This is a genomic window from Ewingella sp. S1.OA.A_B6 (assembly GCF_049889095.1).
In the GTDB taxonomy this organism is placed as follows: domain Bacteria; phylum Pseudomonadota; class Gammaproteobacteria; order Enterobacterales; family Enterobacteriaceae; genus Ewingella.
In genome coordinates this window covers 1,352,250-1,377,603 of record NZ_JBLJFK010000001.1, presented here as the reverse complement: position 1 = coordinate 1,377,603, position 25,354 = coordinate 1,352,250, and the positions used below count along the sequence as shown (strand labels likewise).

At 53.1% G+C, this 25,354-nt stretch carries 23 protein-coding genes; 15 read left to right on the top strand and 8 right to left on the bottom strand.

The window, feature by feature from the left end; genetic code table 11:
* Positions 1 to 318: 318 nt before the first annotated feature.
* From flhD to ACMV8I_RS06525, 15 genes are all read left to right on the top strand, one after another.
* Positions 319 to 678 carry a flagellar transcriptional regulator FlhD gene (flhD, locus tag ACMV8I_RS06595; protein ID WP_498864372.1) on the top strand — a complete coding sequence of 120 codons (360 nt, stop codon included), beginning with the start codon at positions 319 to 321 and terminating at the stop codon, positions 676 to 678.
* Positions 679 to 680: 2 nt separating this feature from the next.
* A complete protein-coding gene (gene flhC, locus ACMV8I_RS06590; RefSeq protein ID WP_498864371.1) occupies positions 681 to 1,307 on the top strand; it encodes a flagellar transcriptional regulator FlhC in 627 nt (208 codons plus the stop codon).
* Between the two features lie 213 nt (positions 1,308 to 1,520).
* Entirely contained in the window at positions 1,521 to 2,408 is an 888-nt protein-coding gene (gene motA, locus ACMV8I_RS06585) for a flagellar motor stator protein MotA (protein ID WP_498864370.1), read from the top strand.
* The gene (gene motB, locus ACMV8I_RS06580) at positions 2,405 to 3,553 is read left to right on the top strand and encodes a flagellar motor protein MotB (RefSeq protein WP_498864369.1); all 1,149 of its coding nucleotides are present in this window, start codon (positions 2,405 to 2,407) and stop codon (positions 3,551 to 3,553) included. Before motA ends, motB begins: the two co-directional genes overlap by 4 nt.
* A gap of 10 nt (positions 3,554 to 3,563) precedes the next feature.
* Entirely contained in the window at positions 3,564 to 5,573 is a 2,010-nt protein-coding gene (gene cheA, locus ACMV8I_RS06575; RefSeq protein ID WP_498864743.1) for a chemotaxis protein CheA, read from the top strand.
* 78 nt (positions 5,574 to 5,651) lie between these two features.
* Complete coding sequence (gene cheW, locus ACMV8I_RS06570) at positions 5,652 to 6,149, top strand: chemotaxis protein CheW (protein WP_498864368.1); 498 nt, start codon at positions 5,652 to 5,654, stop codon at positions 6,147 to 6,149.
* 753 nt (positions 6,150 to 6,902) lie between these two features.
* Entirely contained in the window at positions 6,903 to 8,594 is a 1,692-nt protein-coding gene (locus tag ACMV8I_RS06565) for a methyl-accepting chemotaxis protein (protein ID WP_498864367.1), read from the top strand.
* Between the two features lie 106 nt (positions 8,595 to 8,700).
* Complete coding sequence (locus ACMV8I_RS06560; RefSeq protein ID WP_498864366.1) at positions 8,701 to 10,377, top strand: methyl-accepting chemotaxis protein; 1,677 nt, start codon at positions 8,701 to 8,703, stop codon at positions 10,375 to 10,377.
* A complete protein-coding gene (cheR, locus tag ACMV8I_RS06555; RefSeq protein WP_498864365.1) occupies positions 10,377 to 11,249 on the top strand; it encodes a protein-glutamate O-methyltransferase CheR in 873 nt (290 codons plus the stop codon). Before ACMV8I_RS06560 ends, cheR begins: the two co-directional genes overlap by 1 nt.
* Positions 11,249 to 12,298, top strand: coding sequence for a protein-glutamate methylesterase/protein-glutamine glutaminase (locus ACMV8I_RS06550; protein WP_498864364.1), 1,050 nt, complete (start codon positions 11,249 to 11,251; stop codon positions 12,296 to 12,298). Before cheR ends, ACMV8I_RS06550 begins: the two co-directional genes overlap by 1 nt.
* A 49-nt stretch (positions 12,299 to 12,347) precedes the next feature.
* Positions 12,348 to 12,737 (top strand): chemotaxis response regulator CheY, encoded by a 390-nt coding sequence (cheY, locus tag ACMV8I_RS06545; protein WP_498864363.1) that lies wholly within the window; start codon positions 12,348 to 12,350, stop codon positions 12,735 to 12,737.
* Positions 12,738 to 12,775: 38 nt separating this feature from the next.
* Entirely contained in the window at positions 12,776 to 13,405 is a 630-nt protein-coding gene (gene cheZ / locus ACMV8I_RS06540) for a protein phosphatase CheZ (RefSeq protein WP_498864742.1), read from the top strand.
* Between the two features lie 178 nt (positions 13,406 to 13,583).
* The gene (gene flhB, locus ACMV8I_RS06535) at positions 13,584 to 14,735 is read left to right on the top strand and encodes a flagellar biosynthesis protein FlhB (RefSeq protein ID WP_498864362.1); all 1,152 of its coding nucleotides are present in this window, start codon (positions 13,584 to 13,586) and stop codon (positions 14,733 to 14,735) included.
* Positions 14,728 to 16,806, top strand: a complete 2,079-nt coding sequence (gene flhA, locus ACMV8I_RS06530) for a flagellar biosynthesis protein FlhA (protein WP_498864361.1) — start codon at positions 14,728 to 14,730, stop codon at positions 16,804 to 16,806. Before flhB ends, flhA begins: the two co-directional genes overlap by 8 nt.
* A gap of 2 nt (positions 16,807 to 16,808) precedes the next feature.
* Positions 16,809 to 17,228, top strand: coding sequence for a flagellar protein FlhE (locus tag ACMV8I_RS06525; protein WP_498864360.1), 420 nt, complete (start codon positions 16,809 to 16,811; stop codon positions 17,226 to 17,228).
* On the opposite strand, the gene ACMV8I_RS06520 is transcribed toward ACMV8I_RS06525, so the two are convergent.
* Genes ACMV8I_RS06520 through ACMV8I_RS06485 form a run of 8 tightly spaced genes read right to left on the bottom strand, consistent with a single transcriptional unit; the run spans position 17,225 to position 25,332 of the window.
* Positions 17,225 to 18,361 (bottom strand): fatty acid desaturase family protein, encoded by a 1,137-nt coding sequence (locus ACMV8I_RS06520; RefSeq protein ID WP_498864359.1) that lies wholly within the window; start codon positions 18,359 to 18,361, stop codon positions 17,225 to 17,227. The two genes, ACMV8I_RS06525 and ACMV8I_RS06520, sit on opposite strands and share 4 nt — an antisense overlap.
* Entirely contained in the window at positions 18,346 to 19,479 is a 1,134-nt protein-coding gene (locus ACMV8I_RS06515) for a fatty acid desaturase family protein (protein WP_498864358.1), read from the bottom strand. The genes ACMV8I_RS06520 and ACMV8I_RS06515 overlap by 16 nt, the downstream gene beginning before the upstream one ends.
* Entirely contained in the window at positions 19,472 to 20,599 is a 1,128-nt protein-coding gene (locus ACMV8I_RS06510; RefSeq protein ID WP_498864357.1) for a sterol desaturase family protein, read from the bottom strand. The genes ACMV8I_RS06515 and ACMV8I_RS06510 overlap by 8 nt, the downstream gene beginning before the upstream one ends.
* Complete coding sequence (locus ACMV8I_RS06505; protein ID WP_498864356.1) at positions 20,596 to 21,207, bottom strand: phosphatase PAP2 family protein; 612 nt, start codon at positions 21,205 to 21,207, stop codon at positions 20,596 to 20,598. The genes ACMV8I_RS06510 and ACMV8I_RS06505 overlap by 4 nt, the downstream gene beginning before the upstream one ends.
* On the bottom strand, positions 21,200 to 22,495 hold the full coding sequence (locus tag ACMV8I_RS06500; RefSeq protein ID WP_498864355.1) for a F390 synthetase-related protein: 1,296 nt from the start codon (positions 22,493 to 22,495) through the stop codon (positions 21,200 to 21,202). Before ACMV8I_RS06500 ends, ACMV8I_RS06505 begins: the two co-directional genes overlap by 8 nt.
* Complete coding sequence (locus ACMV8I_RS06495; RefSeq protein WP_498864354.1) at positions 22,492 to 23,298, bottom strand: MBL fold metallo-hydrolase; 807 nt, start codon at positions 23,296 to 23,298, stop codon at positions 22,492 to 22,494. The genes ACMV8I_RS06500 and ACMV8I_RS06495 overlap by 4 nt, the downstream gene beginning before the upstream one ends.
* On the bottom strand, positions 23,291 to 24,307 hold the full coding sequence (locus ACMV8I_RS06490) for an NAD-dependent epimerase/dehydratase family protein (RefSeq protein WP_498864353.1): 1,017 nt from the start codon (positions 24,305 to 24,307) through the stop codon (positions 23,291 to 23,293). Before ACMV8I_RS06490 ends, ACMV8I_RS06495 begins: the two co-directional genes overlap by 8 nt.
* A complete protein-coding gene (locus ACMV8I_RS06485) occupies positions 24,304 to 25,332 on the bottom strand; it encodes a 3-oxoacyl-[acyl-carrier-protein] synthase III C-terminal domain-containing protein (protein ID WP_498864352.1) in 1,029 nt (342 codons plus the stop codon). The genes ACMV8I_RS06490 and ACMV8I_RS06485 overlap by 4 nt, the downstream gene beginning before the upstream one ends.
* Positions 25,333 to 25,354 lie beyond the last annotated feature (22 nt).

Below are 25,354 nucleotides of genomic sequence, written 5' to 3'. Positions count from 1 at the left end.
GTATGTAAAAGCGTTTCACAGAACGACACGCAATCATAGCAACGGACCCTGCCAGCTCGACTCAATTGATAATTATTAAATTTAGTTAGACGTGAAATTATCGCACTATATTTGATTTACATCAGGAACTACTTTGTATTGGCGGTGAGTGACATCCGCGGGATAAAACCGTTTATCGTCGCAGAACATTTCTTTGAAAAAAGAAGTCCATCGTCCAATGGGCCAATTGTTTTGATAGTAAAAATCCCTGTTATGCCGGAATGATTTCCGCGGCGCGGATTATATCTATCAACCAGCTTTGAATTCACAGCTGGTGGTATGGGGTATAGAAGCATGTCTGACTTGCTTAAACATATATATGACATCAACCTGTCATATTTGCTCTTAGCACAGCGTTTAATTAACGATGAAAAGGCCTCAGCGATGTTCCGGCTGGGAATTGATGATGTCATGGCTGACGCATTAGGTCACTTGACCTTACCGCAAATGGTAAAACTGGCTGAAACGAATCAGTTGTTGTGCCAGTTCCGTTTTGACGACAGCAAAACAATTCAACGTCTGACGCAGGAATCACGGGTAGATGATTTGCAGCAAATTCATACGGGTATCTTGTTATCAAGCCATTTACTGAAAGGTCTTTCATCCAGGGACAGCAGTGCTCCTAAGAAAAGGGCATAACTATGTCTCTGACAAAAGCCTCAGCGTCAAAAGAGGCCACTGCTAAACCGGTGGTAAAAAGTATCGTTCAGGAAGCCCGGGATATTCAGCTGGCGATGGAACTGATCACGCTGGGTGCCCGCTTACAGATGCTGGAAAGTGAAACACAACTAAGTCGTGGTCGATTAATTAAACTCTATAAAGAGTTGCGTGGCAGCCCGCCGCCGAAAGGGATGTTGCCGTTCTCGACGGACTGGTTCATGACCTGGGAACAAAACATTCACTCATCGATGTTCTACAACGCCTACTCTTTTCTTTTGCGAAGCGGGCACTGTAACGGCGTCGAAGCTGTCATTATGGCGTATCGTCTGTACCTGGAACAATGCCCTGAACAGCCCGGTGAAGCGCCTATTTTGGCACTCACCCGAGCCTGGACGCTGGTGCGCTTTGTCGACAGTGGCATGCTGCAACTCTCTTCCTGCAACAGCTGCGACGGCTCATTTATTACTCATGCGCATCAACCTCGTCACGGTTTTGTCTGCAGTCTTTGCCAACCACCATCCCGTGCAGTAAAAAGACGTAAACTTTCCCCGCAAGTTGCCGATATTACATCTCAAGAGCTGGACGAACAGGTCAAGCGCGCGGTTTGAGATGATGTGGGCTTCAACACTTTTCATAGGAAAATATGCTGTGAAAAGCAAAAAGTGAAAAGAAAGCAAAGAATGGCAGCACCGTCATTCTTTGCTTCATCCCCTAACATCCCTCGTTGTTACTGACGTCTTCACGACGGCTGAGACATCACACCTCGCGTCTAACCTCACCATGTCTTATACCCAAAAGCTATATCGAATTAAGGAATCATCGTGCTAGTGATAATAGGTTACATCGTGGTCCTTGGCTCAGTCTTTGGCGGCTTCATGATGGTCGGCGGCGAGATGGGCGCATTATACCAACCGGCAGAACTGGTGATTATTGCCGGTGCCGGGGTCGGTGCATTTCTGGTGGGTAACAACGGTAAAGCCATTAAATCGACGATGCGCGCACTGCCGAAATTGTTCCGTGGCTCCCGTTACAACAAATCCACATATATGGATTTGATGGCGCTGATTTATCGCTTGCTGGCCAAATCTCGCCAGCAAGGCATGCTGTCACTGGAAAATGATATCGATAATCCTCAGGAGAGCGATATTTTCGCTAATTATCCGCGGATTCTTGCCGATAAACATTTAGTCGAGTTTTTAACTGACTATCTGCGCCTGATCGTCAGCGGCAACATGAACGCATTCGAAATTGAAGCCCTGATGGACGAAGAAATCGAAACCTACGAGCAGGAAAGTGAGGTGCCAGCGAATAGCCTGGCACTGGTCGGGGATTCATTACCCGCTTTCGGTATCGTGGCCGCTGTTATGGGGATCGTTCATACGCTGGCGGCGGCGGATCGTCCTGCTGCTGAGTTGGGTGCATTGATTGCCCATGCGATGGTCGGGACTTTCCTCGGTATTTTACTGGCGTACGGTTTTGTTTCTCCTCTGGCGTCGGTGCTGCGACAGAAATGTGCCGAAAATACCAAAATGATGCAGTGCATCAAAGTGACTTTGCTCTCCAGCCTGAATGGGTACGCGCCGCAAATCGCGGTGGAGTTCGGTCGTAAGACGCTTTATACCGCAGAACGTCCATCCTTCGTTGAGTTGGAAGAACATGTTCGCCAGGCCAAATCGCCTAACAAGCAAGCGGAAGAAGAGAAAGTATGAAGCATCAGAGCCATCCCATCGTTGTAGTGCGAAGGAAAAAGGGCAAGCACGGCGGTGGGCACCATGGAGGCACATGGAAGATTGCATATGCAGACTTTATGACGGCCATGATGGCATTTTTTCTGGTGATGTGGCTGATTTCGATCTCCAGTCCAAAAGAACTGGTACAGATTGCCGAGTATTTCCGTACTCCTCTGGCGGTGGCGATCACTAACGGTCCGCGTAGCAGTGACGCGACGAGCCCAATCCCCGGCGGCGGCGATGACCCGACACAGCAGGAGGGTGAAGTTCATAAAATGACCCAGTCTGAGGGCGCTATGCGTGAAACCGGTGATTTGCAACGCTTGCAGGAAAAACTCGAGCAGATGCTTATCTCGGACCCGCGTCTGAAGGATTTGCGCCCCCATTTGCTGATCAACCTGACAGAAGAGGGGCTGCGCATCCAGATTATCGATAGTCAGAATCGCCCGATGTTCCAACTCGGCAGCGCGACGGTAGAGCCTTACATGCGCTATATCCTGCGTGCAATTGCGCCGGTTCTGGATGATTTTCCGAACAAGATAAGTTTGGCTGGCCACACCGATGACATGCCCTATGCGATGGGAGAACGTGGCTACAGCAACTGGGAACTCTCGGCTGACCGTGCTAATGCTTCACGCCGTGAAATGATTTCCGGTGGACTAAGCGAAGGAAAAGTTCTGCGTGTAATGGGGTTGGGATCAACCATGCAGTTGAAAAATCATCCGACTGGAGATGCTATCAACCGCCGTATCAGCATTTTAGTTCTTAACAAACATGCTGAAGAAGCGATTGAGCGCGAAAACAGTGAAGGCGAAGCGATTAACATCAGCAACGCCGGGCAACTGAAAAAAATGATGCCGGGTAATGACGCAGTGCCCGCACCTGAAGTACCTAATGCCAAAACGTCGCCAGCACTGACACCACACCTGACGTCTAAAGAGCCAGAGCCTGGCGCGTCAATACCGGCAACGTCTTTACCTTCGACAGAACAACAACCCAAGAATGAGACGGTGAAACCGGTCGTTTCTTCCCCGCCTGACAGACCGACGACGGCAATTCCTGCCGCCGCCGACGTCACGGCGCAACCGGCTTCACCGGCAAGCCGCGATTCACAGCAGAGGTGATCACGTGAGCATGGATATTAGTGATTTTTATCAAACGTTTTTTGATGAAGCAGATGAACTACTGGCGGACATGGAACAGCATCTGCTGTTGCTCGATCCGCTGGCACCTGACATCGAGCAACTTAACGCGATATTCCGCGCGGCACACTCGATAAAGGGGGGGGCTGCTACGTTTGGGTTCTCGGTTCTGCAAGAGACCACGCATTTACTTGAGAACCTGCTCGATGGCGCACGACGTGCAGAAATGAGCCTGAGCACCGACATCATCAACCTGTTTTTGGAAACGAAAGACATTATGCAGGAGCAACTGGACGCGTATAAATCCACCCGGACTCCCGATGCCGAGAGTTTTGAATACATTTGCGCCGCTTTGCGCCAACTCGCTCTGGAAGTTCAGCAGCAGGGGACGCCGGCAGCGGATCTCCACGGGGTGTCTGGCGGATTGGCCATCGGCGCAGCAATACCCACTGTCAAAGGCGGGATGCGTATTTGTCTCTCTGGGCTGAAAGAGGCGGAAATTCCGCTCATGCTCGAAGAGCTTGGCAATCTGGGCGACGTTGAGGATCCATTGCAAACTGCGACCAGCGTCGAAGTAACGCTCATCACTACACTCAGCGAAGATGATATCAGCGCCGTATTGTGCTTTGTGATTGAACCTGAACAGATAAGCTTTAGTTGCAGTGCCGCCAACGATGTGCCGGATGAGGAACCGAAAGCGGTGGCCGTTATCTCGGTGGCCGACGTTGCGGTGGTTGTACCTCGCGAAGCGCCGGTTCTGACCGCCGTGCCAGATGTCGCACAGCATAAGGTCCAGGCACCTAAGGCCCCTGAATCCACCAGTATTCGTGTAGCGGTTGAGAAGGTCGATCAGTTGGTCAACCTGGTCGGCGAACTGGTGATCACTCAGTCGATGTTGGCTCAGCGTTCAGACCTGCTGGATCCGGTAGCGCACAGCGACCTGCTAAACAGCATGGGCCAGCTTGAGCGCAACGCCCGCGACTTGCAGGAATCGGTGATGTCGATTCGTATGATGCCGATGGAGTACGTCTTCAGCCGCTTCCCGCGGCTGGTGCGTGATCTCGCCAGCAAGCTCAACAAGCAGATTGAGCTAACCCTGCTCGGCAGCTCAACCGAACTCGATAAGAGCCTGATCGAGCGGATCATCGATCCGTTAACGCACCTGGTGCGTAACAGCCTAGACCACGGTGTCGAAACCGCAGACGTACGTATTGCCAATGGGAAAAATCCGACGGGTAATCTGACCCTCTCTGCGGAACATCAGGGCGGCAATATCTGCATTGAAGTGACCGATGACGGTGCGGGTCTGAACCGTGAGAGGATCCTCGCTAAAGCGGCATCGCAGGGAATGAATCTTAGCGAAAACATTAGCGACGAAGAGGTCGGCATGTTGATTTTCGCGCCGGGCTTCTCTACGGCAGAAAAAGTGACTGACGTCTCCGGCCGCGGTGTTGGCATGGACGTGGTTAAACGAAATATTCAGGAGATGGGCGGTCACGTTGAAATCCACTCCCAACAGGGTAAAGGCACCACTATCCGCATCCTGCTTCCGCTGACGCTGGCTATTCTCGATGGTATGTCGGTCAAAGTGGGTGACGAGGTATTTATCCTGCCGCTGAATGCGGTGATGGAGTCGCTACAACCGCTGGCCGAAGATCTGCATCCACTGGCCGGTGGTGAGCGGGTGCTCCAGGTACGCGGCGAGTACCTGCCGCTGGTCGAGCTTTATAACGTCTTTGACGTCACTGAGGCCAAAACTGAAGCCACGCAGGCCATTGTCGTTATCCTGCAAAGTGCGGGACGCCGTTACGCATTGCTGGTGGATCAACTGATTGGTCAGCATCAGGTGGTAGTGAAGAACCTTGAAAGTAACTATCGCAAAGTACCGGGTATTTCTGCCGCTACCATTTTAGGCGACGGCAGCGTGGCGCTGATTGTTGATGTATCGGCTCTTCAGGCGCTGAACCGCGATAAACGCGCAGTGAATGCGACTGCGGCATAATAAAATAACTTCAGGCATCGCCTCACCATTGAAATTGGGGAGGCTAAACAATATCTGACCGATTGAAGGGTGATTAACATGGCAGGACTTGCAACCGTGGCGAAAATGGCGGATGAAACTGTAGGACAGGAATTCCTGATTTTTACACTGGCTGATGAAGAGTATGGCATTGATATCCTGAAAGTGCAGGAGATTCGTGGTTACGATCAGGTCACGCGTATTGCCAATACCCCGCCGTTTATTAAGGGTGTCACTAACCTGCGCGGTGTGATTGTGCCGATCATCGATCTGAGGGTGAAATTTGCCCAGAAGAATGTGGTCTACAACGAAAATACCGTAGTGATCGTGCTGAATTTTGAAAACCGTGTCGTCGGCATCGTCGTTGATGGCGTTTCTGACGTGCTATCGCTGACCCAGGAGCAGATCCGCCCGGCCCCTGAATTCGCGGTAACCTTGTCCACCGAATACCTGACCGGCCTCGGCTCATTGGGTGAGCGTATGCTGATTCTGGTTGATATTGAGAAATTACTGAGCAGCGAAGAAATGGCACTTCTTGAGAGTGTGGCGAAAGTATAACGTTTGCCAGTGGGCGGGCGGCCCACGAGCGCTTTTAAATTCAACTTCAACTTCAAGGTCGTGGGCGTCGGGCCACACCGACCAAAACCTTGGGTTGCCACCCAAACTGGCCTTAAGGGTGGCTTATCGCCGCCACCCTTAAGAATCCCGGCTCTTTTAACTGCGCGCTATCGCTGAATCGGGATGGCGGTGTTTCAGGGACCAACGAGATAACCGCAAAATACCGCCGCGTTGCGGTTCCCTCCGTTCGGGTTCCAACCCGCGCCAAATGATGCGCGGTTTTCCACCTCTCCTCCGGCGGCATTTTTGAATGCGGCCCACGCCTTTTTAAAAGACGAACACCCTACGTTTTTGAATTTGAATTTGAATTTAGAAAAGCTTCGGCCGTGTTCAAAATGTCACCGGCAAGTTGGTGGAGAGACAACGTCTTTACCGTTGGCTCGAACCCGCAGCCGGGAAGCCCGCAGGGCTGACATTTTACGGCTATAGCTGTAATACCTGAAACACGGCCATTGTGACCTGCGCAGCTGCTGTTTTTAAAAGAGCCGGAGATTTTTAAGAGGCGCCGCGACAGGCGCCTCTTAAAGCCAGTTTGGGTGGCAACCCAAGGCCTTTAAGTTGAATTAAAACGAAATTTGCCAGCTTTCCAAAAGCTGAAACAAAATTTTCCACCGCTTTTTCAAAAGCGGTATGAAGTTCTCACTTCCCCTGCCGATAACCCTCTTAGATGAATCACATTAAGAAAGGGACAACATGTTTAACCGTATAAAAGTGGTCACAGCTATCGTGATCTTACTCGTGGTATTCGGTGCCTTACAGTTGATTTCTGGCGGACTGTTCTTCCAGTCGCTGAAAACCGATAAAGACAACTTCACCACTTCCCAACAAATTCGCTTACAACAGGCTGAGCTGAACGCCAGCTGGGTGTATCTGTTGCAAACCCGTAACACCCTGAACCGTGCGGGTATCCGCTTCATGCTTGATGCCAACCAGATGGGCAACGGTGCGACGGTAAAAGAACTGACTGACATTGCGCAAAAAGATCTAAACATTGCCGCTGAACATTACGCCAATTATCTAAAGATGCCTGTTGATGCCAGCCAGAACCCGGCGTACGCGGCAGAAGTGAAAAAGAAATATGAAGTGCTTAACGGCGCACTGAACGAGCTGATTGAACTTATTGGCATAGGTCGCATCAATGACTTCTTTGAACAACCGACTCAGCAATATCAGGACGGATTTGAAAAAGCCTTTGTCACCTACATTGACCAGAACGACCGCCTGTATAACGGCGCGGTGCATGTCAGCGAAAACTCCTTCAACCATGCAGTGTGGGTGCTGGGTGTGATTCTTGCGGTGCTGATTTTGTTCATCGTACTCGCGTGGTTTGGCGTGCAACGTATTTTGGTGCGCCCGCTGCGCACGCTGGTTGAGAATATCCGTCACATCGCCCGGGGTGACCTGACGCAGGAGATAACGGTCGCCAGCCGTAACGAAATCGGCCAGTTGGCCGACAGTCTTCGCGATATGCAGGACGAATTGATCCGTACCGTCTCCGGTGTACGTCATGGTGCCGATGCGATTTACAGTGGCGCGAGCGAAATCTCGGCCGGTAATACTGACCTTTCATCACGTACCGAACAGCAGGCTTCTGCTCTGGAAGAGACCGCCGCCAGTATGGAACAGCTGACCGCGACGGTGAAACAGAATGCCGAAAATGCCCGCCAGGCCAGTCAACTGGCACTGAGTGCGTCAGAAACCGCGCAGAAAGGCGGAAAAGTGGTTTCCAACGTGGTGCAAACTATGAATGAAATCGCTGCCAGTTCGAAGAAAATAACCGACATTACGGGTGTTATCGACGGAATTGCTTTCCAGACCAACATTCTGGCATTGAACGCTGCGGTTGAAGCTGCACGTGCCGGTGAGCAGGGTCGTGGCTTTGCGGTGGTCGCCGGTGAAGTGCGCAGTCTGGCACAGCGCAGCGCCCAGGCCGCGAAAGAGATCAAAGGGCTGATCGATGACTCAGTCAGTCGTATCAATACCGGTTCCGTCCTGGCCGAAAGCGCCGGCGAAACTATGAGCGATATGGTGAGCGCGGTAACCCGCGTGACCGACATTATGGGTGAAATTACCTCTGCGTCCGACGAGCAGAGCCGTGGAATTGAACAGGTTGCACAGGCTATTACTGAAATGGACCGCGTCACCCAGCAGAACGCCTCGCTGGTGGAAGAGTCCGCATCGGCTTCAGCTGCACTGGAAGAACAAGCCAGCTTATTAACTCAGTCAGTTGCGGTGTTCATCCTGGGCCAACACCAAAATCAGGCGGTGCGCCAGAACTCATTATCGACCAACAAATTAGCCTTGTTAACTCCGAACCTGTCAGGTTCAAAAGCCGGTACAGGCAGAGCTTCAGATAATTTGACCGAAAATTGGGAAACCTTCTGAGTCACACCGTTTCGCAGGCCGGCACTGTCGCGGCCTGCACCAGAGCAGAGTCAGAACAATTAGAAAAAAGCGCCGGTCAGGTCTGACGCAACAAGAGGTTCACCCCATGTTTAAGCATATCCGTGTGTCCACCTGCTTATTATTACTGTTACTTGTATTCTTTGTGATGCAACTCGCCAGCAGTGGTCTGGCGCTACTGGCCGCGCATACGGATAAATCCAACTTTGAACATATCGCTGGCATCTCCGAACAGCGTGATGCGTTAAATCAGAGTTGGTCGTCGATGTTGCAAACGCGCAATACGCTAAACCGGGCCGCCACGCGTCTGGCACTCAAGCAGCCGCAGGAGAGTGTCACCGGGCTGATGGGTGATGCCCGCCAGAGCCTGAAAAACGCCGAGCAATCTTATCAGACGTTTTTGGCTCAGCCGCGCAGAACTGAGCGTGCCGTTGAACTGACCAAAGTCAATCAGGCCAGTTATCAGCAACTGCATGACATGCTGCAACTGCTCAATGATCTGCTTTCGAAAGGCGATATGCAGGGGTTTCTTGATAGCCCGACGCAAAAATATCAGGACCAGTTCCAAAAAGATGTCTCCGACTATGCCACTTATGTCGGCGGCCGTTTTAACCAGGTAAAAGATCAAACCGCCGCTTCTTACCAGCACGTAGTAATAAGTGCAGTAACCGTGGTGATCCTGCTGCTGGTGATGACTTTACTGGCGCTGGTGATCACCCGCCGTATTCTGTTCCGCCCACTGGACCAAATGCGCAGCCATTTTGATCGCATCGGTGCGGGTGATATCTCGATTCCTATTGCCGTTGAAGGTCGTTACGAAATTAGAATGATGCTTGCCAGCCTGCAGGAAATGCAGGCATCGCTGGCTAATACAGTACGCACGGTTCGTCACGGCGCAGAAGCTATATTCAGCGGCCTGAAGGAGATCTCCGCCGGTAACCAGGATCTCTCCGCTCGCACCGAGCAGCAGGCCTCTTCGCTGGAAGAGACCGCTGCCAGCATGGAGCAACTGACCGCTACGGTGAAACAAAACGCTGAAAATGCCCGCCAGGCTACCCAGTTGGCGCGCGACGCGTCCAATACGGCAGAGAAGGGCGGCGAACTGACCGGCAACGTGGTGAAGACCATGAACGATATTGCCGGCAGCTCAAAGAAAATCAGCGCGATCACCAGCGTTATCGACGGCATCGCGTTTCAGACCAATATTCTGGCGCTCAATGCGGCGGTAGAAGCTGCTCGCGCCGGGGAACAGGGCCGTGGTTTTGCGGTGGTTGCCGGTGAAGTGCGCAGTCTGGCGCAGCGCAGCGCGCAAGCCGCCAAAGAGATCAAAGAGCTGATCGATGAGTCAGTCAGCCGTGTGACACAAGGCTCGGCGCTGGTGGAATCGGCCGGTAATACCATGGATGACATTGTGCGTTCGGTCACCCGCGTGACTGACATCATGGGTGAAATCGCTTCCGCCTCTGATGAACAGAGCAAGGGTATTGAACAGGTATCGGTAGCAGTAATACAGATGGATCAGGTCACTCAGCAGAATGCTGCGTTGGTTCAGGAAGCTTCCGCTGCCGCTCACGCACTGGAACAACAATCAGGACATCTTTCTGAGGTCGTGTCAGTATTCCGGCTGGCCGCAGAAGATAAAAATCCGGCTTCACGCGGAACAGGCATCGCGCAAAGTATACCGCGCCAGGCATCCACCGCGTCATTTTCGCCCGTAAAAGCCTTAGCTTCAGGCCAAGAACCGGGTCGCTGGGAAAAATTTTGATGCCCAATCCTAATACAAATCAGGTACTGGACAACACGTCAATTATGGCGCAGATGATCCAGCGTTTACCGCTATCGGATACCCATTTCCGCCGTATCAGTGAACTGATTTATCAGCGTGCTGGTATTGTGCTGGCGGACCACAAAAGAGAAATGGTTTATAACCGTCTGGTGCGTCGTCTACGGCTATTAGGGATTAATGATTTCGGCCAATATCTGGCCATGCTGGAAAGTGATATCAACAGTGCGGAATGGCAGGCGTTTATTAATTCGCTGACCACCAACCTGACGGCATTTTTTCGCGAAGCACATCACTTCCCGATTCTGGCCGAACATGCCCGTTCACGGCCGAATAACTACAGCGTCTGGAGTACGGCGGCCTCTACTGGTGAAGAACCTTACTCGATAGCGATGACGCTGAGCGAAGCACTTGGGCCACGCATGTCGACCTGTAAAATTCAGGCCAGTGACATTGATACGCAGGTACTGGAAAAGGCGACCGCCGGGGTTTACCGACAGGAGGAGTTGCGCACGTTGAGCGCGCAACAGATGCAGAAATTCTTTTTCAAAGGTACCGGGCCACACAGCGGTCTGGTGCGCATCCGACCTGAACTGGCGCAAATGGTGGCTTTTCAGCAGCTCAATTTGCTGGCGAGCCAGTGGCAGCTCAATGGACCCTTTGACGCCATTTTTTGCCGTAACGTAATGATCTACTTCGATAAAGAAACACAGGAGGCGATTTTACGCCGATTTGTTCCGTTACTTAAGCCTGGCGGTCTGATGTTTGCGGGACATTCCGAAAACTTCAGCCAGATAAGCCGGGAGTTTTATTTGCGTGGCCAGACAGTTTACGGCCTCGCCAAGGAGAGGTAATGAATAAAATCAGAGTATTAAGTGTCGATGACTCGGCGCTGATGCGCCAGTTGATGACCGAGATTATTAACAGTCATCCCGATATGGAAATGGTTGCTACGGCGCCCGATCCGCTGGTGGCCCGTGATCTGATCAAGAAATACAATCCGCAGGTCCTGACGCTGGATGTCGAAATGCCACGCATGGACGGTCTGGATTTCCTTGAGAAACTGATGCGATTGCGTCCGATGCCTGTGGTGATGGTTTCTTCGCTAACCGGTAAGGGATCGGAAATTACCCTGCGGGCACTGGAGCTGGGCGCCATTGATTTTGTGACCAAACCGCAGTTAGGTATTCGTGAAGGGATGCTGGCCTACAGTGAGCTGATTGCTGATAAGATCCGCACCGCATCGAAAGCACGACTGAACAAGAGCGTCAATCTTGAGCAGCCACGCATGCTTAGCTGTGCGCCGCTGCTCAGCAGTGAAAAGCTTATTGCTATTGGCTCATCGACTGGCGGTACCGAAGCGATCCGCCACGTGTTGCAACCGCTGCCACCGACCTGTCCGGCGCTGATGATCACCCAACATATGCCACCGGGATTTACGCGTTCATTCGCCGAACGGTTGAACAAACTGTGTCAGATCACGGTGAAAGAAGCAGAAGACGGCGAACGCGTATTACCGGGTCATGCCTATATTGCACCAGGTGACCGGCATATGGAGCTGGCCCGCAGCGGCGCTAACTATCAAATTAAGTTGAACGACGGCCCGGCGGTCAATCGCCATCGTCCGTCGGTTGACGTGTTATTCCGTTCGGTGGCGCAGTACGCCGGGCGCAATGCCGTTGGGGTGATCCTGACGGGAATGGGCAATGACGGCGCAGCCGGCATGCTGGAGATGCATCGTGCCGGGGCTTATACCCTGGCGCAGAACGAAGCCAGTTGCGTGGTGTTTGGGATGCCGCGTGAGGCGATTGCCACTGGTGGGGTCAATGAAGTGGTGGATCTCAGCCAAATCAGCCAGCGCATGCTGACACAAATATCAGTTGGACAGGCGTTACGTATTTAATTTTCAGACCGTACAGGGCTGAACGAAACAGAATTTTAGGAGCAAAAAAATGGCCGATCCAAACCTGCGTTTTTTGGTTGTAGACGACTTTTCTACCATGCGTCGCATCGTGCGCAACCTGCTTAAAGAGCTTGGTTTTCAGAATGTTGAAGAAGCAGAGGACGGCGTTGATGCGCTGAACAAACTGCGTGCTGGGGGCTTTGACTTCGTGGTATCTGACTGGAACATGCCAAACATGGACGGTCTTGATCTGCTGAAAACCATCCGTGGTGACGCGACGCTGGCTAAATTGCCGGTGTTAATGGTGACTGCCGAAGCGAAGAAAGAGAATATCGTGGCGGCAGCGCAGGCCGGGGCCAGCGGTTATGTTGTGAAGCCATTTACGGCGGCAACGCTGGAAGAGAAGCTCGGTAAAATTTTCGAAAAATTAGGCATGTAGGAGTGAACATGAATAACGTAAATCCTGCAGCAATAACTATGCCCGCAAATGATGCGGCAACCGCGGGCGATATCATTACCCGCATTGGGCAACTGACTCGCATGTTGCGTGACAGCATGCGTGAGTTAGGACTGGATCAGGCTATCGCGCAGGCGGCGGAGGCCATTCCCGATGCACGCGATCGTCTGGACTATGTCGTCACCATGACCGCTCAGGCGGCTGAACGTGCGCTGAACTGTGTTGAGGCCGCCCAGCCGCGCCAGAATAAACTGGAGTCTGGCGCCAAAAAGCTCGATGCGCGCTGGGACCAGTGGTTCGAAAACCCTATCGAACTCTCTGATGCTCGCGAACTGGTGTCTGACACCCGCAGTTATCTGAAAGAAGTGCCGGAACACACCAGTTTCACTAATGCGCAACTGCTTGAAATCATGATGGCGCAGGACTTCCAGGATCTGACCGGCCAGGTGATCAAACGCATGATGACCGTTGTGCAGGAGATTGAAAACCAACTCCTCATGGTGTTGGTGGAAAATATTCCGGAACAAAAAACCAAAGCCAAGCGTGAGAATGATGGGCTGCTCAATGGTCCACAGCTTAAGGCTGAAGGAGCCGGGGTCGTCGCTTCACAAGAACAGGTTGATGATTTACTGGATTCATTGGGTTTTTAGGCCATCCTGCTTACGCGCTCCGTTTGCCAACGTGGGTAAACGGAGCGCGTTTTTTAAGCGCAATTTCCTCATCAAATGAATAACCCCTATTTATCCCCTTTGTTCCATCCATGACTCTTCGCCAGCTTTGTCATGCTATGCGTGAAATTATGCCCGCAGAAGAGACAGGAATCCCCCGGTGGCTGAAGAAAGCGATGTCGAAAAAAGCGAAGCCCCCACGTCCCACAAGCTTGAAAAAGCGCGAGAAGAGGGGCAGATCCCGCGTTCGCGCGAACTGACGTCTATGCTGATGCTGGGCGCCGGTCTGTCGTTGCTGTGGATGTCCGGTGAATCGATGGCCCGTCAGTTGGCGGTGATGATCGCCCAGGGGCTAAACTTCGACCACGATATTATTAGTAATGACCGTCAGATGCTGCAACAAATAGCCGCGCTACTCGGCCGCGCTGTGTGGGCATTACTGCCGGTGATTGGCGGGCTGATTCTGGTTGCGTTAGCGGCACCTTTACTGCTGGGCGGGCTGAACTTCAGCGGAAAATCTTTCGCGCCGAAATTCAGTCGCATGGACCCCGTTGCCGGGATCAAGCGAATGTTCTCCGGTCAGGTATTGGCTGAACTGTTGAAAGCCATTCTGAAAGCGACCATTGTTGGCTGGATATGCAGTCTGTATCTTTGGCATCACTGGCCGGAGATGATGCGTCTGATAGCCCAGCCGACTATTCCGGCGCTGAGCGAAGCGCTGAACATGATCATATTTTGCGGGCTGATGATCGTGCTGGGACTGACGCCGATGGTCGGCTTTGACGTCTTCTGGCAGATCTGGTCGCACATTAAAAAACTGCGCATGAGTAAGCAGGATATTCGCGACGAATTCAAAAGTCAGGAGGGTGACCCTCATGTTAAAGGGCGTATCCGTCAGCAACAACGTGCTATGGCCAAACGGCGCATGATGGCCGATGTACCAAAAGCCGACGTTATTGTTACCAACCCAACTCACTATGCGGTGGCGCTGCAATACAGTGAAAACAAAATGAGTGCACCAAAAGTACTGGCGAAAGGGGCGGGAGACGTCGCCTTACGCATTAAAGAGCTGGGTGCAGAACACAAAATTCCGATGCTGGAGGCGCCCCCGCTGGCGCGTGCGCTTTATCGTCATAGTGAGATTGGCCAACAGATCCCCGCCGCGCTCTACGCCGCCGTGGCAGAAGTGTTGGCGTGGGTTTATCAACTGAAGCGCTGGAAGCGCGAAGGCGGATTGGCTCCGAAGAAACCTGAACGTTTACCCGTGCCTGAAGCACTGGACTTTGCTGGAGAGACAGAAATAAATGGGTAATTTGGCTGCGCTGCTGCGCTTACCAAGCTTTAAAGACACACAGTGGCAGGTGCTGGCCGGACCGATCCTGATTTTGATCATCCTGTCGATGATGGTGCTGCCGTTACCACCGTTTATCCTCGACTTGCTGTTTACCTTCAACATTGCGCTGTCAATTATGGTGTTGTTGGTGGCGATGTTCACGCAGCGCACCCTCGAATTTGCCGCATTTCCGACTATTCTGCTGTTCTCTACCTTGCTACGTCTGTCACTCAACGTCGCCTCGACCCGTATCATTTTGCTGGAAGGTCATACCGGTACGGCAGCAGCGGGGCGGGTGGTCGAAGCTTTTGGCCACTTCCTGGTCGGCGGCAATTTCGCCATCGGTATTGTGGTGTTTATCATACTGGTGTTGATCAACTTCATGGTGATCACCAAAGGGGCTGGGCGTATTGCTGAAGTGGGCGCGCGTTTCGTGCTCGACGGGATGCCAGGTAAACAAATGGCGATCGATGCCGACCTCAACGCCGGGCTAATTGGCGAAGATGAAGCCAAGCAGCGCCGTTCCGAAGTGACCCAGGAAGCCGATTTTTACGGTTCGATGGACGGTGCCAGTAAATTCGTGCGCGGTGATGCCATCGCGGGCTTGATGATCATGATCATCAACGTGGTCGGCGGCTTGCTGGTCGGCGTAATGCAACACAATATGGATGTTGGCCACGCAGCAGAGAGTTACACCCTGCTGACCATCGGTGATGGTCTGGTCGCGCAGATCCCCGCGTTGGTTATCTCCACGGCGGCCGGTGTTATCGTTACGCGCGTAGGGACCAATCAAGACGTTGGTGAACAGATGGTCACCCAACTGTTCCGCAATCCGCGCGTCATGATGCTGAGCGCCTGCGTGCTGGGGCTGCTCGGGATGGTGCCTGGCATGCCGAATTTCGTGTTCCTGTTGTTCACCGGTGGTCTGCTTGGACTGGCATGGTGGACCCGCGGTCAACAACAAAAACCGGCCGTGGCCCAAGCAGTGGCTCCAATCGACACCGACAACAAACAGCTGGTCGAAGCCAGTTGGTCTGACGTTCAGCTGGAGGATTCGCTGGGCATGGAAGTCGGATACCGTCTGATCCCGATGGTGGACTATGCGCAGAATGGTGAACTGCTGGGGCGTATCCGCAGTATTCGCAAGAAGTTCGCGCAGGAGATGGGTTATTTGCCGCCGGTGATCCACATTCGTGACAACCTCGAACTGCCACCGGCCGGTTATCGCATTATGATGAAGGGCGTTGAAATCGGTACCGGTGAAGCGCATCCGGGCCGCTGGATGGCGATTAACCCTGGCAACGCGATAGGCGAATTGCCGGGAGAAATCACACAAGATCCGGCCTTCGGTTTGGCCGCGGTGTGGATTGAACCGGCGCTACGGGAGCAGGCTCAAATTCAGGGCTTTACCGTGGTTGAGGCCAGTACCGTGGTCGCTACTCACCTTAACCACCTGATAAGCCTGCATGCGCAGGAGCTGTTCGGGCGTCAGGAGACGCAAGAGCTTCTCGATCGCGTCTCCAAAGATCTGCCGAAACTGACCGAAGACTTCGTGCCGGGCGTGGTAACCCTCACTACGCTGCATAAAGTGTTGCAGAATCTGCTCGCTGAGAAGATCTCGATTCGCGATATGCGCACTATTATCGAAACCCTGGCCGAACATGCACCAAACCAGAATGACCCGAACGAACTGACCTCAGTGGTGCGCGTGGCGCTTGGCCGTGCCATCACTCAGCAGTGGTTCCCTGGCACTGGGGAGGTGCAGGTTATCGGACTGGATACCTCGCTTGAACGCCTGCTATTGCAGGCATTACAAGGCGGCGGTGGGCTGGAACCCGGCCTTGCTGAACGTCTGTTGACCCAGGCTCAGGCCGCGTTACAACGTCAGGAAATTAACGGTGCGCCGCCGGTTCTGCTGGTTAATCATGCATTACGTGCACTACTTTCACGCTTCCTGCGGCGCTCACTGCCGCAGATTGCGGTGATGTCGAATTTGGAAATGAGCGACACGCGGCAGATCCGCATGACCGCGACCATCGGAGGCGAATAAGCATGAGCAAGGTTTGCGCAGGATTGTTGATAGTGGGTTGGTCAACATCGCTCTTGGCTGCTTCAGGTTCGTGGTCAGACAGCGGGCAGGGCGTGACCCTGCAAAACCGGGGCGTGATGAGTTCAGCACCGGCGCTTAATCCACCTGCCAGCTCGCCCGTCATGCAAACGCCAGCGGCAACCATTGAATCTGTTGGTTGGAACTACCGCTTATTCGGCCCGCAACCTGCGGGGTTGCAGGTCAGATTGTGCAATACCAATAATCGCTGTGCTCAGCTTGATGCCGCCAGTGGCAGTACCCGTGCATTCTACGGTCAATCAGCACAAGCCCCTTTCCGGCTGGTGTTTTATGTCGAAGGTAAAGGCAGGCTCAATCCGCCGCTGCGCATCGTCAGCCAGCAGGTGATGGTGAATTATCGTTAATTTGAACGTCGCTTATGCGGCGTTTTTAATGGTCCGTCAGCAGGTAAACCCCGTCCCATCGCTCGCAGGAAACGCTGCTGAGCGGCCAGTATATCCCCCAACGAAACGCAGTGATATGTCACCCCATGTCGTGGTGCGACGTCTGCAATAATGTCTGATAGCGCGGAATAATGACGATGATTCCAGTTAGGGAAAATATGGTGCGTCAAATGCCGGTTCAGTTCTCCAAGCCAGTAGGAAGCCTGACGCGGACGCGGTACCCAATCAATGGTGGTGGCGAACACATGGCGATAGCGCCCATGTTTGAATTTCCCATCAGCAGGCATATCGTAAAAAGTGCCCATCGCCCAATGGGATCCTAAAATAAGCACCACAAAAATCAGCGATGAGAGCATCTGGCTGCCTAAATAGCACAGCAGCAGCACCTCGGCGCTCATTCCCTGCTGGCGAAGAAACCAGTAAGGAACCGCGAGTGTCAAAAGCAGGTGCAGGGCTTTTGCGGTAAGGAAAATACTCCAGCCGGTCACTCCATGGTAACGCATTCGTGGTTTTACGCGGGTCTTTCCGGCGCAGTCATACCAGTCAAAAAACCAGATAATGCAGGGGAAGGTCAGGGCAGCGACAAACGGCCAATAGTATTGCTGGGCGCGCATAAAGCCTTTTATTCGCTGAAAAGGTGTCTGGCGCAGCACGCCGTTTTCTTCGATATCCAGATCGAAACCTTTCACATTGAGGTGCGCATGGTGACACTCAACGTGCCGTACCCGCCAGCAATCCGGATCCAGCCCCAGTGGAATACAAATCACCATGTTGAGCGCCCGATTAGCCCACTGCTGGCGAAAGAAAGCATTATGTGAAGCATCGTGAACGGCATTTATTGCCAGCATCATGGCGGTAAAAATAAAGCTAATATATCCGCAGGCAAAACCCAGAGTGCTGCCTGCCGTCAGGCTCCAACCGTAAAACAGCCCGCAAAGTGCCACCAGGAAAAGTAATTTACCGATCATCCAGCCATCGGCGAAGCGGTGGTCATTCTTGTCGAGCAGATAGCGGTTCGCTGCCTGTATCAGATCCCGATGCAGGGCCAGATCGTCACGCTGCTGATAGGTTGGGGCCTTTACTTCGGCTGCCATGGACTCTCCGTATGACCGGTCCGCCGATCATTTCCGCTGCCCATGGCTTTAAGGAATTGCTGCTGTTCGCGCATGAGTTGACGATAGCTGATACAACGGTAATTCATGCCGTGCTGGTGGGCTACGTGTGCAATGATTTTTGCCAGCGCGGGGCAGTGGCGATGGTGCCAGCCGGGGAAAAGATGGTGTGTCAGATGCAGGTTAAGCATACCAAACCAATTTTGCAGCCATAACGGTGAAGGCTGCCAGTCACAGGCAGTGGCAAAATTATGTTTATACCAGCCCTGTGGCATTCGTCCGTTGGTTGGGGCATCGAAAAACTCAGCCTGCGCCCAATGGGTACCCAACAGTAAAAATACCACCATCAATGAGGCAATCATCTGACTGATCACATAGCTGGTAATCACCACGCCGGTGCCGATACCATGGGCATATGCTGCCCAGAGCGGGATCACCAGCACTAATAGCAGATGCCCTATTTTGGCGGCGGTAAATAGGAACCAGCCCCGCTTGCCTGGCAGGGCACCTTTTTGTGCCAGCGGCGTTTTCCCCAGTCTGTCTGACCAGTCAAATATCCAGGCAATATAGGGCAGCGAAAGGGCAGCAATCAGCGGCCAGTAAAGGTGCTGAAAACGCATATAAGCACGGTGCTGCTGATAAGGGCTCTGACGGAAGAAGCCGTTCTCTTCGGTGTCCAGATCATAGTGTTCTACATTGGCGTAACGGTGATGAAACTCGACGTGGCGTAAGCGCCAGAAGTCCGGATCAACACCCAGCGGTAGCGTCACCAGGCGTCCAATAATTCGGTTGGCGCGTGGGCTGCGTAAAAACACGTTGTGTGAGGCGTCATGATTAACATTGACGTTCAGTAACATGCCCATCATCACAAACAGCAAATACCCACCGAAGAAGCCCCAACTGCTTTGCTGTGTCAGACAGATGAGGTAGCCGCCAACGCATAGCAGCGCCAGCAGCAAGGCTTTGCAAAGATGAGCACCGTCTGCGAAACGGTGATCCTGTTGCTGTTTAAGGTACGCCTGGGCTTCGCGGTGCAACTGGCGATGAAATGCCTGTTCACCGTCCGGCATAAATACCGGCATCTCTGATGATTTACTCATGATTGGCTATCTGAGATAACTGACTGCGACCCAGGCCTAATGCCAGCGTGACGGCGTGCAGCGCAGCGAGCGGCATCATCAGCAACCAAAACGAATCACGCCAGTGCAGCAGTGCGATGAAAATAAACGGCAGGCTCAGGGTGATGGCCAGCCACAGCACGACGCCCCAGCGCCGACCTTCTGAGATCCCGCCGAGCGCCAGAGTCCCTGCCGCCAGCAGCAAAAACAGACTGATTTGCGGCAGGGCCATCGTGTCGTAGCCGTAGCCAAACCGGTAGACATAGCCAATCACCAGCGAGAACAGCAGCATTGCGCCAATAAACAAACTGGCGACTGAGCAGTGAAACTGTGCTGTTTTCTGCTTAGCGCGGAAGGGCCATTTTAGATAGCGGAAGAAGGGCTGATTGCTGGCCCAGAATGGGTTTTCCGAGTGGCGCTCTTTACCTGCACCGTAGCTGAAATCGCCTTCAGGTAGCGCCGGACAGAACGTCCCGAACCATTTATCCCAGAAAATAAAACTGCCGCCGAAGTTTTTATCCGAGTAAAAACGGTCGTTTACATGATGGATTCGATGATGTGACGGTGTCACAAATATTTTCTCAAGAAAACCTAACTTCGGGGTCAGGGCATTATGGTTAAACAGCTGTAACGTGTAGTGCAGCAGCGACACGCTGATAAAAACGGACAACGGCACGCCGACAATAGCCAGCAGCATAAAGAAAGGAATTGAAGTCAGGGAGGAGTACCACGAATTACGCACCCCGAGAGACAAATTAAAATGCTCCCCCTGATGATGAACCACGTGTACTGCCCACAGTGCGCCAAGCCGGTGATGTAAACGGTGCAACCAGTAAAAACCGAAGTCCCATGCCAACAAAGCAAACAGCCAGACCAGCGGTGCAGGCCAGTGACTCAACCCGTTCAGGCTGAAATGTGCGGCCACCATTCCATAACAAAATATCTCCAATCCACGGAAAAGCCACAGCATGATATGGCCGGAATTAAGGTTAAAAATCACGTCACGCCAGTTCACCGGTTCTTTGCGTATGACTTGTAATATCAAGGCTTCACCCGTAACGACAACCAGCATAAAGATGATGGGAATAATCAAATCCGTCATGGGATTTTTCCTTGTGATGTCGTTCGTGCCGGTCTGACAACACGCCATAACAGCGCGCCGGTGCCCACTGCCAATGCTGTACCGCTCAGTAAATCGACAAACAGATGACGGCGCAACTGTAAAATAGAGAAACCGATCGCCAGCCCCCACAACAGATAAAGCCCCGTTCTTAGCGGACGTTCACGGCGGCTCATGGCCCACACTGCTAATACGGTAAGTGCCATGTGGAGTGAAGGCAGGCAGTTTTGAGCTGAATCAACCTGAACAAGCTGGGCCAGCATTTTCGCGCTGAGTGATGAATCAGGGACAAACGTCGGGTAAAGCAAGGTGGTTGGCCACAGCAGATAGACCGCACCGGAACACAGTGCGGTGATCACCATGGCATTGCGTAGCCAGCGTAACCGCCAGACCGGGCAGGTCAGATAGGCCAGCGGAATAATCAGGAAAAAAGAAAAATAGAACCAGATACCGATGGGATTAAAGGTGACCATCTGGTCGATAAATGACGGAGAGAGCACGGTTCCTGAGCGTTGCAAGGTATCGGTGAGGTTGTAAACCACGCCGACGGCGCCCCAGCCTGTCAACAAGTACCATAAGCGATCACGCATTGCGGGTCTCCTTGCTACGCATTATCCGTCGTTTCTTATGCATGAAATTCTGCGAGATTTCCCCTGCTTGTAATACCCATTGCAATAGCTCGACATCGACTCCCTGCACCGCGAAATACTTTTCCAGTTGCGTTTTACAGTACTCAAGTTCTGCATCACTACAGTCGCTGTGCAGGTGCAATTCCCGCGTATTGTGTTGTACCAGCCGGTAATCGGCAGTGAGCGGCAACGCATTAGCCAGCACGCGGTTGCAGGCATCGGCAAACATCACTCTCTCTGCTTCTTGTTCCGTTCCTGGCAATACCAGCCAGTCATCACAGCGACCTTCAATGCGCTCCAGTGCCAGCGTTACCCGGCCGCAGAGGCAAGGTTGCTGGCGTTTAACCAGTACATCATCCAGGCGGTAGCGAACAATGGGCTGTGTATGGCGGGTAAAGTCGGTGATCACCGGAACAAAGCGATATTCATCGATCCACTCCGGCTCGACGTGAATAAATTCTTCGTTCAGATGCAATGTCCCCAGCTCACAGGTCGCGGCAAGAAAGCCTTCTGTTGCCTGGTAAACTTCGCCAACCTGATGAAAAACCTGTTCTAACAGCTGATGATCCTGTGGCGTGAGCACCTCTGCGACGGAAATCACTTTGTTGACCGTTACGTTCAACTGCTGATTCGTTACCGCCAGCGCCAGTTGCCGCAGGACCTGTGCCGGGGCAACGATGATTGTTGGGGCGAACTGCTGGAGTCGGGCAATTTGTTGGTCGAAAGGTGAGAACAGGTCGAAAAATTCCAGGCTCAGCCAGCGGTTATTGACGCTGTGATAAAGATGATTATCTGCACGCAGAAACATCGCAACGCGTTCCCCACGGCGAAAACCCTCTGGCAGCATTTTTGCCAGCATTCCACCTGCCCACATCTGCTGTTCATGATTGCTGACGACAAACAACCCACGCTGGCCTGAGGTGCCGGAAGACAACCCAACGCTAAAACCTCTCACCTGTGGCGTAAAATCGCGGTCTTGTTCCGCCCGCTGCGCGCAGGCCAGCAGTGCCTCTTTATCTAGCCCGGCAGTATTCATTTGGTTGAAATTGGCCATCATCAGCGCCTTGTTCATTATCGGCCAGTCATGATGATGTGCGGGTTGGTATTCACGAAACCATGGGCTGTGAGAGAGTGTCCGGCGGGCAAACTGACGGAGTTTTTTCTGTTGCCAGACCAGCAGCGCGTTGCGGTCACGAAACGTTAAACGTCGGGTGCGCAGATAGTGCCAGAGCGTGGTCAGCGAAATCATAAATCACCCTCGTGACACAGACGGATCTCTACTTTTCCGCCCAGGGACAACTGGTGCAGTTGGTTAAGCGTATGGTAATACGCTGAGACATCATCCATCACCAGGTGCGCCAGCCGCGACGGGCCCCGCAGACGTTGATAACTGACCGGGGACCAGGCGGCATCGCTGGCCAGCAATACCCAGCCCTGCTCCGTTTGCACAAACGCGCCGATATGCCCGGCGGCGTGACCCGGCAATGGCACCAGGATAATCTCTTGCTGGCTGCCCGGTAAGGCGAAACCCTGCTCAAAGGGGGCGAGTTCAGCGGGCAGCGCTATCTGCTCAAAACGTTCCATAAATGCTAAGCCGGTTTCAAAGTCATCGGGGATCAGGCCTGGAACGAAAGCACGTTTCAGGGCGGCAAACCCGCGTAGTGAGCGGCTTGATTCCCATCCCACAGCGCTGCAAATGGAAGGCACACCAGCGAAATCGCGTAAACCGGCGATATGATCTCCATGGAAGTGGGAGATGATTAGTGCCTGAATGTCCGCCAGTAATATCCCCTGACTTGCCAGTTGGCGAAATAAGGCATCGCCTGAATTAAAATGTACCGGAGTCGTTTTGCGGTACAGGCGGAAAATTCCCTTGGCGGTGTAGTATTCAAAGTGATCGGCATAACCGGTATCCCACAACCAGCGCTTCCCCTGAGCTTCCAGTAACCAGGCTCGGGCAGGAAATTTGCACACCCGCCAACCGGCACCTTTCAGCGCCATGCAGCCAGGATGCAGACAGTAACCCACCTCAAACGTTGTGATGTTAGCCATTGAAACCTCTTTTATTTTGCTGCATGGCTTTGGCGGTCAGGGCGATACCTTCATCAAGGGAATAGACGGGCTGATACTTCAGTTCGCTGGAAGCGCGCGTCTGGCTCAGCGTCATATCAAAGTTGACCGCAGCGACACTGTAACGGGTGAGCATGGGTTCCTTCTGATTAAACCGTGCCACCATCTCCATACTTGCTGCCAGGCTATAAAGCAGAGGATAGGCAACGTTCTTAATGTTGAAGTCGATTCCCAGATGTTCCCCCAATAACTGTCGAAGCATGACTTTCAGTGGCTGAGGTTGGTGGTTGGTTATGTTATAGGCGGCACCTGCTGGCAGCGCCTCCTGAATCGTTGCCAGCCACATGGCCTCAACCACGTTCAGCGAGAACGTGAGATCGAGCAGCGCATCACCGCCGCGCGGCAACCGTAATACCCCTTTTTGCTGGCGAATCTGCTGTAATACGCGCGGCACAATCACCCGGTCATGCGGCCCAAACAGGCCGCGAGGGCGCAAAATTGTAAAATGGGTCTGCGGAAATTGTTGCTGGCGTTGCTGGATATGACCTTCGGCGATGAATTTGCTTTTCGCATAATAATTGGCAAACCGCCTGACACGAAAATCCTCATCAATGTCGGTGTGATGGCTGAAATCAAAGTAAATAGCCGGCGTGGAAATATGGACAAATCGCGGTACGCCAGCCTGGCCGGCTGCGTATGCCAGCCGGTCTGTAACCTGGACGTTGGTGACCATAAATGAGGACTCACTCCCCCAGGGTGACGACTTCGCCGCGCAGTGCCAGACGGCTTCGCACCCCTTGACCAGTGACAGATATTCCGCAGGGGTGGCGTAGTCCAGATCGATGAAATGGAATTCAGCACCCCGTTGAACCAGCTCTTTTCCCTGGCGCAGATCCCGGCCTGTCGCTATCACCTGATGCCCTTTCGCCAGTAGCCATTCGGTAGCGTTACGCCCGAGGCCGCTGGCCGCACCCGTCACTAATATTTTCACGGCATCAGTACCATACCGCCCAGCGTTAAACCTGCTGCGGTTCCCACCAGAGCGACGGGCCTGCCAGGTTTGAAGCGGTCATGGGTGATGGCATAGTGCAGGGCGGTCGGAATGGAAGCTGAGACCTGATTGCCATGTTGACGATAGATATCCACCAGCACGTCTGTAGGAACGTTTAACCGGCGGCGCATGTGTTCCAGTGAAACGTGGCTGGCCTGATGTGGGATCACTGTCGCCAGATCCTCAAGGCAACAGCCAGCGGATGACAGCAGCCGTTGCCAATATCCCTCAATCAGCGCTGCTGCCTGGCGGAACAGGCGTTTTCCGTCCATCTGGAACAGGAAATCACTGTTATCCAACCCGGCGCGCGGGTTGCGGCGTGTCCCTCCGGCACGGATCTGACATAAGTCGATCCCGGCGGGATAGGTCTCCAGTAAGCAGGAGAGAATGCCGCTCTGCCCATCGCCCTGTTCAACAATGGCGCAGGCCGCACCGTCGCCAAGAATAATCGACGACTCTTCATGTTCCCAGTCGATCCCCCGCGATGCGAGTTCGGCGCTGACAATGGCTATGCGTCGATAAGCGCCGGTATTCAACAGGCCGGCGGCAACCTGTAAAGCAGAGATAAAGCTGACGCAACTGGTATTAATATCAAAACTGCTGATGCCCTTTTTCAACGGCGATGCTTTCAACACATGCGCTGCGCTGAAAGGCAGTGCCTGAACCGGGATCGCTGAGGCGTATAACAGCAAATCTATGGACTCAGGAGCAATGGCCTGGCGCTTTAGCGCATCACGCAGTGCAGCAACGGCCAATTCAACCTGACTGGCGCTGTCACTGCCGTGAAAACGGAAGTCGATACCGGAACGTTTTTCAACAAAACCGGCGGGTTTACCCAGTCTCAGATCCAGCTCTGCTGAGGTGACTTTTGTTGCCGGAAGTGCCGCGCCGGTAGCGATGATTTTTAGTGGAATCAGCGGAACGGATAGGGTGCATGCAGGCCCTGTGTTTCCTGGTAGAGTCACAAGTATCCTTATTTAAATCTGC

Excerpts from the sequence above, each read along its gene's own strand:
- flhD (WP_498864372.1), top strand. The coding sequence starts at position 319 with ATGGGGTATAGAAGCATGTCTGACTTGCTTAAACATATATATGACATC.
- flhC (WP_498864371.1), top strand. The coding sequence starts at position 681 with ATGTCTCTGACAAAAGCCTCAGCGTCAAAAGAGGCCACTGCTAAACCG.
- motB (WP_498864369.1), top strand. The coding sequence starts at position 2,405 with ATGAAGCATCAGAGCCATCCCATCGTTGTAGTGCGAAGGAAAAAGGGC.
- cheA (WP_498864743.1), top strand. The coding sequence starts at position 3,564 with ATGGATATTAGTGATTTTTATCAAACGTTTTTTGATGAAGCAGATGAA.
- cheW (WP_498864368.1), top strand. The coding sequence starts at position 5,652 with ATGGCAGGACTTGCAACCGTGGCGAAAATGGCGGATGAAACTGTAGGA.
- ACMV8I_RS06565 (WP_498864367.1), top strand. The coding sequence starts at position 6,903 with ATGTTTAACCGTATAAAAGTGGTCACAGCTATCGTGATCTTACTCGTG.
- ACMV8I_RS06560 (WP_498864366.1), top strand. The coding sequence starts at position 8,701 with ATGTTTAAGCATATCCGTGTGTCCACCTGCTTATTATTACTGTTACTT.
- cheR (WP_498864365.1), top strand. The coding sequence starts at position 10,377 with ATGCCCAATCCTAATACAAATCAGGTACTGGACAACACGTCAATTATG.
- ACMV8I_RS06550 (WP_498864364.1), top strand. The coding sequence starts at position 11,249 with ATGAATAAAATCAGAGTATTAAGTGTCGATGACTCGGCGCTGATGCGC.
- cheY (WP_498864363.1), top strand. The coding sequence starts at position 12,348 with ATGGCCGATCCAAACCTGCGTTTTTTGGTTGTAGACGACTTTTCTACC.
- cheZ (WP_498864742.1), top strand. The coding sequence starts at position 12,776 with ATGCCCGCAAATGATGCGGCAACCGCGGGCGATATCATTACCCGCATT.
- flhA (WP_498864361.1), top strand. The coding sequence starts at position 14,728 with ATGGGTAATTTGGCTGCGCTGCTGCGCTTACCAAGCTTTAAAGACACA.
- ACMV8I_RS06525 (WP_498864360.1), top strand. The coding sequence starts at position 16,809 with ATGAGCAAGGTTTGCGCAGGATTGTTGATAGTGGGTTGGTCAACATCG.
- ACMV8I_RS06520 (WP_498864359.1), bottom strand. The coding sequence starts at position 18,361 with ATGGCAGCCGAAGTAAAGGCCCCAACCTATCAGCAGCGTGACGATCTG.
- ACMV8I_RS06515 (WP_498864358.1), bottom strand. The coding sequence starts at position 19,479 with ATGAGTAAATCATCAGAGATGCCGGTATTTATGCCGGACGGTGAACAG.
- ACMV8I_RS06510 (WP_498864357.1), bottom strand. The coding sequence starts at position 20,599 with ATGACGGATTTGATTATTCCCATCATCTTTATGCTGGTTGTCGTTACG.
- ACMV8I_RS06505 (WP_498864356.1), bottom strand. The coding sequence starts at position 21,207 with ATGCGTGATCGCTTATGGTACTTGTTGACAGGCTGGGGCGCCGTCGGC.
- ACMV8I_RS06500 (WP_498864355.1), bottom strand. The coding sequence starts at position 22,495 with ATGATTTCGCTGACCACGCTCTGGCACTATCTGCGCACCCGACGTTTA.
- ACMV8I_RS06495 (WP_498864354.1), bottom strand. The coding sequence starts at position 23,298 with ATGGCTAACATCACAACGTTTGAGGTGGGTTACTGTCTGCATCCTGGC.